The organism is Flaviflexus sp., assembly GCF_052087705.1.
Taxonomy (GTDB): Bacteria; Actinomycetota; Actinomycetes; order Actinomycetales; family Actinomycetaceae; genus Flaviflexus; species Flaviflexus ciconiae.
In genome coordinates, this window is record NZ_JBQCYC010000002.1 from 127,652 (window position 1) to 141,409 (window position 13,758).

Here is a 13,758-nt window from a genome sequence, read left to right on the forward strand (position 1 = left end):
GGGTGTGCGTAGGTGCTCCCCACCCACCTCTCTGATGTGAAGGAGCTGCGCCGCATGAATTACTATCTCAGGCGCCTTACTTTCTACGTTGTCACGCTGTGGGCAGCCGTATCGCTGAACTTTCTGCTGCCCAGGCTTATGCCCGGTGACCCTCGCACGATCTTCATGGACAAGATCATGCGCCGTGGTGGCGAGATTACCCCGGCGATGCGCCGGTCGATCGATACGATCTTCGGTGCAGACGACTCGTCCATGCTCGATCAATACGTCGAGTACTGGGGCAACATTTTCCGGGGAGACCTCGGTGTCTCGTCTTCGATGTTTCCCGCCAAGGTGACTGACCTGATCGGCTCGGCTCTGCCATGGACGCTGGGGCTCGTTGGGCTCACGACCATCATCTCCTTCATTATGGGCGTGGCTATTGGCGCCTTTGCCGGATGGAAGCGCGGAAGCGCAGCTGACGCGCTCATCCCCGCCATGACACTCCTGCAGTCGCTTCCTTATTTCTGGCTCGCCCTCATTTTTGTAGCCGTATTCTCTGTCTCGCTCGGATGGTTCCCCATTATCGGAGGCTATTCCCTGCGGGAGTTCTATGCCGGGCCAGAGTTATCCTGGGGCTTCATTTCTTCCGTGATTTATCACGGCATACTCCCCGCCATCACCATCATCGTTGCCTCCGTTGGTGGATACGTGCTGAGCATGCGCAACATGATGGTGTCGGTCATGTCAGAGGACTACGTGACCACAGCCGAGGCCAAGGGCCTGCGGAAGTCGCGCATCTTCTTCTGGTACGCGGGACGAAACGCAGTGCTGCCATCGCTGGCTGGCTTCGGGATCACGCTGGGCTTCGTGGTTGCCGGCTCGATCGTAATGGAGCAGGTGTTCTCCTATCCGGGGATCGGAAAACTCCTCATCACGGCGGTCCAAGACAAGGACTTCGCTCTCATGCAGGGTGTCTTCCTCGTCATCACCGTGACCGTCCTGCTCGCCAATTTCATCATGGATCTTGTCTATGGATTCGTCGACCCGAGGACTCGTAGCAATGTCTAACTCTCATGAAGAACACCTCCCAAACGCTCCGCTCGATCTGACCACCCAAGAAACGGTGGATGAGCGGATGGAGGGGATCCGCACGGAAGCAACTGTTGCTCCCCGCAAGCGCAGGCGTCGGATTGACGTGAAGCTCGGCATTGGTATCGTCCTGACCCTGATCGTGGTCGTCTTTGCCATCATCGGGCCGGGCCTCACCCAGGACCCGCGCAACTACGATAACCCCGTCACCTCACCGCCATCGGCAGAAAACCCCCTCGGCACGAACAACCTTGGTGCTGATCTCTTGGCTCAGCTTGCCGAGGGCGCTGCCGGTTCCCTCATGGTGGGTGCGACAGCCGGCCTCATCGCTGTGATCTGCTCCCTCTTCTTCGGTATCGTCGCGGGCTACCGTGGCGGGATCGTCGACGAGATCCTGTCTCTTGCCACCAACATCATGCTGGTGATTCCGGGCCTGCCGCTCGTTGTCGTCATCGCAACCTACCTCGAGACCCGCTCCATGTGGATGATTGCCGTTGTCCTCGGCTTCACCTCGTGGGCAGGCTCAGCGGTTGTCCTGAGATTCCAGGCAAAGTCATTGCGGAGCCGAGACTATGTGGCGGCGGCGAAGACATCGGGAGAGTCAACGTTCCGGATTATTCTCGTGGAGATCCTCCCCAACCTGCTCCCGCTCTTGTCGTCGATGTTCCTCTCGGCAGTGGTCCTCGCTGTTCTTTCCGAGGCGGGTCTTTCCTATCTGGGACTGGGCCCCTCCGGTGCGATCACGTGGGGCACCATACTGAATGATGCCTCCACCCAAAGTGCATTCCATCAGGGTGCCTGGTGGTGGTTTGTGCCGCCAGGGCTGCTGATCGCGATGCTGGGGTGCGGCCTGTCCCTCATCAACTTTGCGATCGATGAAACTATCAACCCGAAGCTCAAACTTGCACCGGAGGCCGTGCGGCAAGTCCGCAAGGCCAAGAAGCAGGCACGACGCACACGAAAGGCGCAAAAACGATGAGTACGCTACCGCTCACGACGGCTGATCACGAAGAATACCTGCGCACTCACACCCCGGTCCTGTCGGCGTCGAGTATTTCCGTTACCTATCACGTGCAACCACCGGTTCGGGCCGTGCAGAATGTCGATCTCGTTCTCAATCGAGGTGAGATCCTGGGCCTTGCCGGGGAGTCCGGATGCGGAAAGTCCACCTTGGCCTACGGTATCAACCGGCTGCTGAAGCCCCCCGCCACCCTGACAAGCGGTGACGTCACGTTCCACGATCGGGATGGAACCGATATTGCCGTGACGCAGCTCGATGGTGATGATCTGCGCGCTTTCCGGTGGAACAAAATATCCATGGTATTTCAGGGTGCAATGAACGCCCTCAACCCGGTGCTATCGGTGCGCGCCCAGCTCCACGATGTCTTTAAGACGCATCGGCCGAACATGTCGAAGAAGGCGAAGGAAGAAGCGTCCAGGAAGCTCCTGGAAATCGTTGGGGTGGACCCCGAGAGAATCAACGCGTTCGCCCACGAACTATCTGGCGGTATGAGGCAGCGCGTCATGATCGCCATGGCGCTCGCCCTCAATCCCCAGGTCATGATCATGGATGAGCCGACGACGGCCCTCGATGTTGTCGTTCAACGTGAGATTCTCCGAGAGATCATGAAACTGCGCGAGCAGCTCGATTTCGCGGTCATTTTTATCACCCATGATCTACCACTCCTCCTCGAGATTTCGGACAGGATCGCGATCATGAGGGAGGGCAGAATCGTGGAACTCAACACCGCACAAAGCATCTACGAGAATCCACAACACGAGTACACGAAGAAGCTCCTCGGTTCCTTCCCCGCACTCTTCGGGGACGAAGGTGCGTTTGTCCGGGGGCAGAGCGAGGAGGTAGGTCGATGAGTCTCATTGTTGACAATGTGTCGAAAGAATTCCGGATCCGGAAGGGCCTGAAATCCTCGAAGCTACGTGCCGTGAACAACGTGTCGCTCACGCTGGAACCGGGGAAGACGATTGCAATCGTCGGAGAGTCTGGTTCGGGAAAGTCGACAATCGCGAAGATGATCATGCGGCTCGAACAACCTACCGAGGGTTCCATTACCGTCGAGGGCCTGCATTCGGATGTCCGGGGATCCCAGAGCCGTGACTATCTCAAGCTCGTTCAAATGGTCTACCAGGATCCGTTTGCCTCCCTAAACCCCTTCCACACGATTGCTCACCACATCGGTCGGCCACTCAAGATCCACGGTCGCGCACGGTCGAAGGACGAAGTAGCGGAGCAGGTGAATGAGCTCCTCTCACGTGTGAACCTCACACCCCCGGAAACCTATGCGCACCGTAAACCCCACGAGCTATCGGGTGGTCAACGCCAGCGCGTGGTTATCGCCCGCGCGCTTGCCCCCGGTGCGAAGTACCTGGTGGCGGACGAGCCGGTCTCCATGCTCGACGTGTCGATTCGGCTCTCCGTACTGAACCTGCTGGCACGGCTCCAGAGGGAGGACAATCTCGGGGTTCTCTACATCACCCACGATCTTGCGACGGCACGGCACTTCTCCGATGAAATCATCGTCCTCTATCGCGGAAACATCGTCGAGCAGGGGCCATCCGACGAGGTCATCCTCAATCCGCAACACGACTACACGAAGAAGCTGCTCGCCGCGGCGCCATCTCCTGCCAACTACGGTAAGCTCCGGGCAAGTGTCCGAGAAGAACTGGCTCGGTCTGGCTCGGACTCCGCCCTGGACACGGTGGAAACACTCGTAGAGGAGCAATGAACATGACCGCAGCACCACTCAGCGCCGTCATCCGGAGGAAGCTTCCCGATCTGCAGCCTGCGATGAGACGAGTCGGGGAGATCATCGTTGCCGATCCTTCGCGGGTTTCGACCATGTCAATCGGATCGCTTGCTGTGGAAGCCAAAACCTCGGAGACAACGGTCGTGAGGTTCTGCCGAGAGGTAGGGGTTGCGGGATATTCGGAACTGCGGATCGGACTCGCCCACGAGGCAGGTGCCCGGAGCCAAGCGGAAGAAGTCTACAGCGATACGGGTGATATTCTCCCCAGCGATAGCCTGAATTCTGTCGTCAAGAAGATTGCGTACGCGGACCTGAAGTCCGTCGAGGACACGTCCCGGATGCTCTCCCTGAGCGATCTCTCGGCCGTCGTCGCCGATGTCGTAGCGGCCGAGCGCATCCAGGTCTTCGGCGTTGGCGCCTCGGGTCTCGTTGCGCTGGATTTCGAGCAGAAGCTGGAACGAATCGGGCTGGTGACAGACTGCTCGATCGACCCCCACCGTGCCATCACGATTGCCGCACTCGCGACAGACAAGACCGTCACATTCGGGTTCTCTCACAGCGGGTCAACGGTCGATACGTTGGAGGCACTACGGATTGCAGGGGCCAATGGTGCGACAACTGTGGGCGTAACCAATTCGCCAGATTCCCCGCTGGCGAAGATGGCCGACAAGACGCTCCTGACCGCGGCCCGTGAAACCACATTCCGGTCGGGGGCCACCGGTTCCAGACTCGCCCAGCTCATGATTGTGGACTGCCTCTTCGTTGCGATTGCGCAGCAGACCTTTGAAGCGTCCATTAGGGCCCTGGAGGTTACCAGGGCCGCCATCGAGGATTCCCGATCCAGAAGGCATTACAAGCCATGAGGATGATCGGCATAGTTCGCGAGAGTGAAGGGCGAACGAGTGTGACGGGATGTGCGGGGTTACGAGATTGAGTGCAGAGCTGGACGATGGTCTTGTCCTCGGCATAGACGGCGGGGGTACGCGCTCACGGGTACGGATTGAGCGGGCCGACGGCAGCGTTGTGTCAACGGAATTCGGTGGGGGAGTCAACCCGAACTCCGGCTCCGATCCGTATAGGTCTCTCACCGATGTTTTCAGCCGTGCCCTCGACAAGATCACCGAGGGCGACCGAGCTCGTATTCGAGCTGGAGTCGCGGGTCTCGCAGGCTTTCTCAGTGGCCCGGATGCCATGACGCAGGCCACCGTTGATGCGTGGCGATCTGTGGGGCTACCCGGAACCCCAACCGTGTGTTCCGACCTTGTTGTTGGCTACTGGTCCGCACTGGCGCAGCCCGGGGTGGAAGTTCCGGCAGACGGTGTCATCCTGGTGGCGGGCACCGGGGCAGTAGCCGCCACGATTCGGGGCATCGCTGTCGACCGGATCATTGACGGCTACGGCTACATCCTCGGCGATCGTGGTGCCGGCGCATGGCTGGGGATGGCGGTGGCTCGAGCCGCTTTGGATTCTGCCACGGACCGTGGCCCGGCGACCGTGCTTGAGGGTCTCGTCCTTGATGGGGTCAGCCCGCACGACTGGATTGGGAATTTCTACAAACAGCCCCCGAACCGCGTTGCCGCGCTGTCCATGCACCTTGATACTGCACAGGCGCGAGACGATGAGGTTGCTGGGCAGATCGTCGCGCAGGCGATTGATGAGCTCGTTCAGTCTGTCCATGCGGCTGCCGGAAACGACGCCACCAACATAGTCCTCACCGGCTCTATCGCGGCTGGTGACAACCCGATCGGGAACGGCCTGCGGGAGAAGTTGCGCGGTCAAGGCTTCAACATCATGGGCTTGGATGGTGTCGAGGGGGCCGTGGAACTGGCGAAGAGAAAGATGACGGGACAATGGCCAATGAACTAATGCGGCAGGCACTGGCGCACGATGCCTCTCACTTTGCCGTCGTGCCGGACGCTGTTGTCCGAGCAGACAATATCGAGCACGTGGCGTCGCTGCTGAAAGCAAACCCGTCGCGGCCTGTCACTTTCCGGGGCGGTGGCACAAGCCTGTCGGGTCAGGGACAAGGGGCGGGGCTTCTCGTCGACGTAAGAACGAACTTTCGCGGTGTAGAGGTGCGCGATGATGGTGGAAGAGTAACCTGCCAGCCGGGTACGACCCTCCGGTATACCAATGCCGTCCTCAGCCCATACCACCGAAAGCTTGGCCCCGATCCGGCCTCGGAAGGAGCTGCCACGATCGGGGGCGTGGTGGCGAACAACTCCTCGGGCATGACCTGCGGAACAGAATTAAATTCGTACGAGACGATCGACAGTCTTACCGTGGTTCTCCCGTCCGGAACGATGATCGAAACCGGTGCAGCTGATGCTGACCATCACCTGCACAGCCGCGAGAACGCCATCAGCACGGGGCTTCTTGACCTGCGAGCTCGGATTATGAGCCGCCCCGATCTTGTGGGCCACATTCGACGCCAATTCTCATTGAAAAACACGATGGGATACGGCCTCAACTCCTTCCTCGATCACGCGACTCCGGCCAAAATCCTCGAGCATCTCCTCATTGGCTCCGAAGGCACGCTGGGATTCGTGGGGTCTGCAACGTTCCGAACGGTCGAAAAGAAGACGTATGCCTCCACCGCGCTCCTCGTCTTCTCCTCCGTATTCGATGCCATGAGCTCGCTGGAAGCTCTAAAGGGCACAGGGGCAAGTGCGATTGAGCTGATGGATGCCCAATCCCTCACGGTAGGGAAGGTAATCCCTGGTGTGCCGGGACTCGTACGTGATCTGGATGTGTTTGGTCAGGCGGCCCTGCTCGTCGAGCACGAAGGCTCGACGAGCGATGAGTTGGCCGAACGAGTCAGGGATTTCCAACACGTGCTCCGCGACCTCCCCATTGATTCGAAGATTGACTCGACCACGGATTCAGCAACCCGCTCCGCTCTATGGAGCTTCCGTAAAGGGCTTTACACATCGGTGGCTGGTGCTCGCCCCAGCGGCAGCACGGCGCTCTTGGAGGACGTGGCCGTCCCCATGGCAAAACTCGCCGACACGTGCGAGGAACTCTCGGTTCTTTTTGATCAGTTCGGATATGAAAATTCCGTGATCTTTGGGCATGCCAAGGACGGAAATATCCACTTCATGTTGACCGATACGTTCGGGAATGACCGTGCGCGAGACAAATATGAGCGCTTTACCGAGGACATGGTTGACCTCATTCTGAGCCGGGAAGGGACGCTCAAGGCGGAACACGGGACCGGTCGAGTCATGGCACCATTTGTCGAACGCCAATACGGCCCGGAACTGTATGGGATCATGCGGGATATTAAGAAGCTGATCGATCCCCACGGCATTCTTAACCCGGACGCAATTCTGTCCGACAACGATCGCATTTATCTGCAGAACTTTAAGGAATCGACGGCCGTCGACCCCTCCTTTGACCGGTGTACGGAATGTGGGTTCTGTGAACCCGTCTGCCCATCCGAGGACCTGACGCTCACTCCGCGCCAGCGCATTGCAACGATGAGAAACGTGGCAACAGGTGCTCTCCATCCCAGCGATGCTCCCGCCGAGTACGAGTACGGCATGGTCGACACCTGTGCGGCGGATTCGATGTGCGCTGTGGCGTGCCCGCTCGGTATCGATACCGGGGAGCTGGTGAAGGGCCAGCGCGCGGGAACAATGAGCCCGATCGCGGACCGGGGATGGGATGTGGCTGCGAGGCACTGGGGTGCATTCACTCGCGTCGCGGCAACCGGCCTCACGGTTGCAAATGTGCTGCCGGGCCCCCTAAAGAAGGCCACGCGTTCGTTGAATGCTGCGGGTCGCCGCATTCTTGATCCCAATGTTCTCCCACAGTGGGAACCCGATCTGCCGGCGGGAGGGAAGAGTAGACGTCGCAGGGAGAGGGAGGCACCCTCCCGATTCCTCTACGTACCGGCCTGTGTCAATTCCATGTTTGGTCCCGAAGGGGAACCCGGAGTCCAGGATGCTCTGCTACAGCTGGCCGATGCTGTCGGCGTCCTGCTATCGATTCCCGACAACGTCGACTCCTTGTGCTGCGGTACGGTCTGGTCGTCGAAAGGGGCAAGGCGGGGCAAGGACACGATGAAGAGTATCGTCGAGGCGGCCATTGCAACCGGCAACGGGAACGTGACCCTCGTATCGGATGCGACCTCGTGCACGCAGGGATTTGCGCGCCTTGTTGACGACATGGAAGGGATCGACATCGAGGTCATCGATGCGATCACCTTCGCTCGGCGCGAGATTCTGCCCCTCCTGGAAGTCGGTACCCGCCTGTCCTCCATCACCCTTCATCCCACCTGCTCATCGACCCAGCTCGGATTGAATGAGGACCTCGAAGCGGTGGCTCGAGCCGTTGCTGAAACTACAGTGGTGCCCGAGGCGTGGAAGTGTTGCGGATTTGCGGGCGACAGGGGGATGCTGCACCCGGAGCTCACGGCTTCGGCCACGGCTGGTCAGAGCCAGGAGGTGGCAGAACTGAGCAGCACTGCACATGCCTCATGTAATCGAACCTGCGAGATAGGAATGACCCGTGCGACAGGTGCCCACTATCGACACATCCTTCAGATCCTGCGCGATTGCGCCCTGGACTAGGGACGAGGTGAAATAACCGTGGCATTCTTTGACTACTCACTTGATCAGCTTCGCACCTACCGGCCCGATGTGACCGAACCCGCTGACTTCGACCGCTTCTGGCTCGATACGCTGTCCGAGCATCCCGCGAACCCCGAGCCTCTCGAACGCACGGTCTGTGCACCGCACCTGGAGCGGCTGATCGTAGAGGACCTCTCGATTTGCGGATTTGGGAAGATGCCGGTCAAGGCGTGGTTTATTCGTCCCCGCGAGAGCTCGAAACCACTGCCCATCGTTGTTTCCTTTGTTGGGTACGGGGGTGGGCGCGGCCTACCGGAGGAGCACCTGCACTGGGCAAGCGCGGGATTTGCGGAACTCGTTGTTGATTCGCGCGGACAGGGAGCCCAGTGGGGTGGGGGTGGTGACACCCCCGACATCGGGACGATACAGCCATCAATTCCGGGGCACATGACGCGAGGCATCCACGATCCATCCGAGTACTATTACCGGCGGCTCTATACGGATGCAGCGAATGCCATTGAAACCGCACAGCACCTCGACGGTATTGACCCGGGGCTGCTCGTGACCGCAGGTGGCTCGCAAGGCGGCGCCCTCGCTCTTGTGTCCGCCACCCTGGCGGGCATGAGGGGAACGCCCGTGACAGCAACAATTGCCGACGTGCCCTTCCTCGCGAATTTCGAACGTGCGATCGGCTTGACCGACGCCTATCCCTACGCGGAAATAACGGATTATCTGGCGATTAAGAAGAACATGGTCGACCAGGTGTTCGAGACTCTCTCCTATTTCGACGTTGTTAATTTCTCGAAGCGAGCTCGTGGCCGCGCATTGTTTTCCACGGGACTCATGGACCCGGTGGCTCCGCCCTCAACGGTCTTCGCTTCCCACAACTGGTTTGCGGGACAGGCGGAGATGGAGGTGTACAGGTTTAACGCGCACGCGGGCGGCGGCATCGTGCACACGTCTCATGCAATCCGGTGGCTCCAAGGAATTCTGCGCAAGGGTTAAGAAGTACTCCATGTGAGTAATTAACTGTGTCTTACGTTGTGGCGGTCTCCTACCGGACGAGGCACCTTACCTGATGAATTAATGGCCGGGCTGCAGACGTTAATGAATTGATCCCGACTGTACTGACACAGCATCGTGTTGTTAAGCAATGAAAGTGCATAGTTCTGTTACTCAACGAGTACCGAAACTTCCTATGAACCGAGGTCCCCTCGGTCGCGAATGATTGTCATGGCGCGCACGCGGTCAATGAGCCTCATGTAGGGGAGCGGATTGATGTCGTTCTCGTCTATAAAGTCGGTGAGGCAGTCGCTGACAACCGAATGCAGTTCCTTCTGGGTCCACGGTTTTGCCATGTAGTAGTCCAGGTCGGCTGCGTTGACGGCCGTGATCGTGTCGGCAAGATCGGCCTGACCGGTGACGAGAACCTTGCGGGTTTTCTCCGTGCGGGTGTCTCCCATCATTTCGACGAGGAACTCGACGCCCGTTGTCCCGGGCATGCGGTGATCGCAGAGCGCGACAGCGAGGGTATCGCCATCCCGATGTATCTCGTCGATAACCTCCCACGCTTCATCAACGTCGGCCGCTATCTCGATACGGAGAATTCCGGCAGCGTCAATGAGATCGCGTTCGAGTGCGTCCCGTACTTCGGGTTCGTCATCGAGGATAAGTAATGCCAGTGTCATGGTCCCTCCCTGGGTAAATCGACCGTCGCAACAGTCCCTTCGGCACCGGAATCAAGGGTGATCCGACCGTCGTGTCGCTCGATGATTGTTTTGCTAATGGTGAGTCCCAATCCCATTCCGAACTGGATCCGGCCCGACTTCGTTGTAAACCGGGGTTCGAAAATGTGGTCCAGGAGCTCTGCTGGTATGCCGGTGCCGTTGTCCGAGACCGTGACTCGGATCCAGTCGGAGCCCAGCCTCTTTGTTGTGACCGTTACTTCGGCGCCCGCTTGGTCCGCCACGGCGTCGGCTGCATTGGTGAGGAGATTCGTCCACACCTGCGATAGCTGACCCGGGTAACCGCTGATTGGGGGTAGGTCGCCGAATTCTGTGATGACTTCGACGCTCTTGAGCCGGTGCGAGGTGAGCCTGAGGGTGTCCTCGATAGTTTCGTTCACGTCCACATCGACAAGCGGATCACCGTCCGGTCTCGCATAGGAGCGGAGCGAGTCAACCAAGCTGTTGATCCTGCTCGAGGCGGAGCGGAGGTTGCGCAGGCCCGTTCCGATTGAGGCCGCCTTCTCCACTACCCTGATCCGGTCCTTCTGCTTCGGGGTGATGCCTTCGAGATCGCTTTCCCGCACGCCCGCAAGGATCAGCCTGCTGGCAAGCTCAGGATCATTTGTTTTCTTCGTGAAGGCTCTCTTGAGTGCGCGGGCCTCCCGGGTGGATAGCGGGGGAGAGGTCTTTGCGGAAGCAAGAGCGGACTGGGCTGCAGCAGATTCCTTCTTAGGAAGAAGGGAAACGAGGTCTGTGATGTCCTCAGTGACGTGCGCGATTGTGCGTGTGATAGCGGCAATCGGGTTGTTGACCTCGTGGGCGACTCCTGAGGCAAGCTCACCGAGGGTGGCGAAGCGGGCCTGGCTCATGAGCTCTGCGCGGGCCTCCTCGAGGGCCGTATAGGTCTCTTGGAGGGCCCTTTGTTCGGCCTCGAGCTGGGCGGTGAGCTCGACCTTCTCGATCTGAATGTCCTCCGCTCTGCGCAGGCGCCGATCGAGCGAACGAATAAGGAGAACGGCGATGAGGACCTCGGTTTCGGGCCTGGTCCGGATCACGTGGTTGAGCTGCTCAAAGGTGATGCGTATACCGGTGACCTCGGTTGTTGTTCGTGACGTGAAAAAGGCCGTGCGCTGATTGGACAACGCAAGTAGGCCAATGACTCGTCCCGTGCTGGCGTGGTGCATGAGGACGTTACCGGCGTGGGATTCCCGTTCGAGAGACACCTGGCCGCTCAAACACAGCATGGCTTCTTCAGCGTCTGAGCCCTCCTGGGTGAGCCGAACGCCAGCAGGCAAGACAACCCGGGGCTGATATCCGAGGCATTCGTCGATGCCGCGGACGATTTCCGCCATGATCTCGTCATCGGTCAGTGGCAGGGAGAAGATAAACGTCTCCCGTTCTCTCGTCAGCTCCTGATTCTTCAGATTGGCTCGCTGGGAGTACCTGCGGAGCTGATTCTTCATGTCGATAGCAAACCGGCGCTCATCAAAAGACGGTGTGTAAACGAGAAGACCGGCGCCGCCCCGGTCCACCAGTTCTTCCACCCCCGTCACCGAAGGGCTATCGATCAAAAGGATGGACCTGGCAAGCGGGTCCCTTTCCAGGAACGGAATGATGATGTCATCCGCATTCATCCCGTCCAAAGGAACCGAGACGATGAGGAAGGCAAGGGGCACGGAATCGTCGAAATCCTGTACTGCTACCCGTGCCTCATCGATGTTGTCTGCCTGGATTGTGTCGACGTCCGTGAACTCGCGCTTCATTACCGCAGCTACCTCGGCGGTAGCCGCGTCCCTTCCAATCACGAGGCCGGTGAGTGTCATACCAATCCCATGAGCTCCCATAGCGGTGGCATGGCAAACACGAGCAGGAGCGTGCCGACAATGCCAACGATGACTCCGGCGATCGCCATGTTCTTCACTGAAACCACGCCCGTTGAGTAAGCAATAGCGTTCGGGGGAGTGGAGATCGGCAGAGACATGCCGAGCGAACAGGCGAGCGCCACAACAACGGCAAGGACGACAACGTTTGCGTTATCGAGGGAGACCGCGAGCGAGACCGCCAGAGGAACGAGCAGGTTCGCTGCGGCCGAGTGGGAAATGACGTTGGCGATTCCCAGAGAAATAAATGCGAACACGAACAGGAGCATCGTGATAGAGAACGAATCCCACGGGACCGAGTCCACAAGCCAAATATCAAGACCGGTTGCGCCAACGCCGGTGCCAAGAGCGATACCGCCGGACACGAGCCACAGAACGGGCCAGTCAAGCTTCTTAATGTCTGAGCCTTCCATGACCTTGAGGCAGAGCATGGCTACAACAGGGAAGAAGCCAACAATGTTCGAGGAGACCCCGTGGAGCGGCTCGGTCATCCACAGCAGGATCGTGATAGCGGTGACGGTATAGAAGAGCTTGGCGTTACGGGACTTATCCCAGTTCTTACCAAGGTCCACTTCCATCTTCCCTTCCTTGGGGAGGAAGAGTACGCACAGCAGCAACCAGGAGGCAAAGAGGATGACCAGCATCAGCGGGATCGCCATGATCATCCAGTCAACAAAGGTGACCTGGTAGCCCCGCTCTGCAAGAGCACCAACCGCGATCGCGTTCGGGGGAGTGCCGACCGGGGTGCCGATACCGCCAACGTTTGCGGACAGGGGAATTGCTAGCCCGAGCCCGGCCTTGGCCTTGGTGCCATCAACATTGGCAAGGATCGGGAGAATAACGGCGAACATTGTTGCCGTGGTCGCCGTGTTCGACATGAACATAGAGAGCAGGGCCGTGATGATCATGAGCCCCAGCACGGTCATGCGAATAGAGCCGGCGAAAGGCTTGAGAAGAACCGAGGCAATGTTTCGGTCAAGCCGGTACTTCTCCGCTCCCTCCGCAATCATGAAGCCGCCCAGGAAAAGGATGATGACGGGGTTGGCCAGAGCCGCAAAGAAGTCGGCCGCGGGCAGGGCCTCAACGGAGCCACCCGCTTCGACGATCGCCCCGGTCGAGACCATCAGCACCTCGAGGAAAATCACGAGAACCGCTGTTGCAACGAGGGGAATGGGCTCGGTAATCCAGAAGACGATAGCGAGCAGGAAGATTGCCATCATCCGCTCGCCGGGCTCTTCTAGATTCGGGATGTCAACGAAAAGCGGGAACAGAAAGGCAAGGATTCCAACAGCGAGGCCTACCCGCTTTGTCAGGCTCATGGAAGATTCTTGCTTCCGGCTAGCTTTGGCAACCGTGTCACCTTTGATTGGCGTGCTCATAATGCCTCAATTCTAGTTTTCGAACCTGACTAAGAGTGGGACCTAGGACTAGGGCAAAAGGAATGATCCGGAAGATTCACGAACCACCTGCATCGTAGCCCAGCAAAGCAGGATAAAGCGGGACAATGCGAAGGGTGCTGAGGAAGTTCCCTCGGCTACTTGGCAGCACGGCGAGGAGCTTTGCCGACGAGATACTGCGCAACGCTGCCCGCTGTGGAGGACGGGAAGTGAGCTCCTAAGGACAGGAAATGAGCTACGGAGGGCAGGATGTGAGCTCCGGAGGACGGGAAGTGACGGCCACTGCCGTGCGTGATGAAGAGCGGACAAGCATGCAAGGAGGGGTTGCCTGATGCTCGTGCCGG

At 59.1% G+C, this 13,758-nt stretch carries 11 protein-coding genes; 8 read left to right on the forward strand and 3 right to left on the reverse strand.

Annotated elements, in window-relative coordinates; translation table 11 throughout:
• Nucleotides 1–54 precede the first annotated feature (54 nt).
• The 8 genes from ACTHUY_RS01870 to ACTHUY_RS01905 all read left to right on the forward strand — a co-directional run bounded on the left by ACTHUY_RS01870 (nucleotide 55) and on the right by ACTHUY_RS01905 (nucleotide 9,415).
• On the forward strand, nucleotides 55–1,050 hold the full coding sequence (locus ACTHUY_RS01870) for an ABC transporter permease (RefSeq protein ID WP_441655326.1): 996 nt from the start codon (nucleotides 55–57) through the stop codon (nucleotides 1,048–1,050).
• The gene (locus tag ACTHUY_RS01875; RefSeq protein ID WP_206501727.1) at nucleotides 1,043–2,050 is read left to right on the forward strand and encodes an ABC transporter permease; all 1,008 of its coding nucleotides are present in this window, start codon (nucleotides 1,043–1,045) and stop codon (nucleotides 2,048–2,050) included. Before ACTHUY_RS01870 ends, ACTHUY_RS01875 begins: the two co-directional genes overlap by 8 nt.
• Nucleotides 2,047–2,943, forward strand: a complete 897-nt coding sequence (locus tag ACTHUY_RS01880; protein WP_441655327.1) for an ABC transporter ATP-binding protein — start codon at nucleotides 2,047–2,049, stop codon at nucleotides 2,941–2,943. The genes ACTHUY_RS01875 and ACTHUY_RS01880 overlap by 4 nt, the downstream gene beginning before the upstream one ends.
• The gene (locus ACTHUY_RS01885; RefSeq protein ID WP_441655328.1) at nucleotides 2,940–3,815 is read left to right on the forward strand and encodes an ABC transporter ATP-binding protein; all 876 of its coding nucleotides are present in this window, start codon (nucleotides 2,940–2,942) and stop codon (nucleotides 3,813–3,815) included. The genes ACTHUY_RS01880 and ACTHUY_RS01885 overlap by 4 nt, the downstream gene beginning before the upstream one ends.
• Before the next feature lie 2 nt (nucleotides 3,816–3,817).
• Nucleotides 3,818–4,699, forward strand: coding sequence for a MurR/RpiR family transcriptional regulator (locus ACTHUY_RS01890; protein WP_206501728.1), 882 nt, complete (start codon nucleotides 3,818–3,820; stop codon nucleotides 4,697–4,699).
• A 67-nt stretch (nucleotides 4,700–4,766) separates the two neighbouring features.
• Entirely contained in the window at nucleotides 4,767–5,702 is a 936-nt protein-coding gene (locus ACTHUY_RS01895) for an N-acetylglucosamine kinase (protein WP_441677441.1), read from the forward strand.
• Entirely contained in the window at nucleotides 5,702–8,410 is a 2,709-nt protein-coding gene (locus tag ACTHUY_RS01900) for an FAD-binding and (Fe-S)-binding domain-containing protein (RefSeq protein ID WP_441677443.1), read from the forward strand. The genes ACTHUY_RS01895 and ACTHUY_RS01900 overlap by 1 nt, the downstream gene beginning before the upstream one ends.
• An 18-nt stretch (nucleotides 8,411–8,428) precedes the next feature.
• Entirely contained in the window at nucleotides 8,429–9,415 is a 987-nt protein-coding gene (locus tag ACTHUY_RS01905) for an acetylxylan esterase (RefSeq protein ID WP_441655331.1), read from the forward strand.
• A gap of 191 nt (nucleotides 9,416–9,606) precedes the next feature.
• On the opposite strand, the gene ACTHUY_RS01910 is transcribed toward ACTHUY_RS01905, so the two are convergent.
• From ACTHUY_RS01910 to ACTHUY_RS01920, 3 genes are read right to left on the reverse strand one after another with little or no spacing between them, the layout of a single operon-like run.
• The gene (locus ACTHUY_RS01910) at nucleotides 9,607–10,098 is read right to left on the reverse strand and encodes a response regulator (protein WP_441655332.1); all 492 of its coding nucleotides are present in this window, start codon (nucleotides 10,096–10,098) and stop codon (nucleotides 9,607–9,609) included.
• Entirely contained in the window at nucleotides 10,095–11,960 is a 1,866-nt protein-coding gene (locus ACTHUY_RS01915; protein WP_441655333.1) for an ATP-binding protein, read from the reverse strand. Before ACTHUY_RS01915 ends, ACTHUY_RS01910 begins: the two co-directional genes overlap by 4 nt.
• On the reverse strand, nucleotides 11,957–13,336 hold the full coding sequence (locus ACTHUY_RS01920) for an SLC13 family permease (protein WP_441655334.1): 1,380 nt from the start codon (nucleotides 13,334–13,336) through the stop codon (nucleotides 11,957–11,959). Before ACTHUY_RS01920 ends, ACTHUY_RS01915 begins: the two co-directional genes overlap by 4 nt.
• Between the last annotated feature and the right edge of the window lie 422 nt (nucleotides 13,337–13,758).

Coding starts and splice junctions, on each gene's coding strand:
- ACTHUY_RS01870 (WP_441655326.1), top strand. CDS start 55: ATGAATTACTATCTCAGGCGCCTTACTTTCTACGTTGTCACGCTGTGG.
- ACTHUY_RS01875 (WP_206501727.1), top strand. CDS start 1,043: ATGTCTAACTCTCATGAAGAACACCTCCCAAACGCTCCGCTCGATCTG.
- ACTHUY_RS01880 (WP_441655327.1), top strand. CDS start 2,047: ATGAGTACGCTACCGCTCACGACGGCTGATCACGAAGAATACCTGCGC.
- ACTHUY_RS01885 (WP_441655328.1), top strand. CDS start 2,940: ATGAGTCTCATTGTTGACAATGTGTCGAAAGAATTCCGGATCCGGAAG.
- ACTHUY_RS01890 (WP_206501728.1), top strand. CDS start 3,818: ATGACCGCAGCACCACTCAGCGCCGTCATCCGGAGGAAGCTTCCCGAT.
- ACTHUY_RS01900 (WP_441677443.1), top strand. CDS start 5,702: ATGCGGCAGGCACTGGCGCACGATGCCTCTCACTTTGCCGTCGTGCCG.
- ACTHUY_RS01910 (WP_441655332.1), bottom strand. CDS start 10,098: ATGACACTGGCATTACTTATCCTCGATGACGAACCCGAAGTACGGGAC.
- ACTHUY_RS01915 (WP_441655333.1), bottom strand. CDS start 11,960: ATGACACTCACCGGCCTCGTGATTGGAAGGGACGCGGCTACCGCCGAG.
- ACTHUY_RS01920 (WP_441655334.1), bottom strand. CDS start 13,336: ATGAGCCTGACAAAGCGGGTAGGCCTCGCTGTTGGAATCCTTGCCTTT.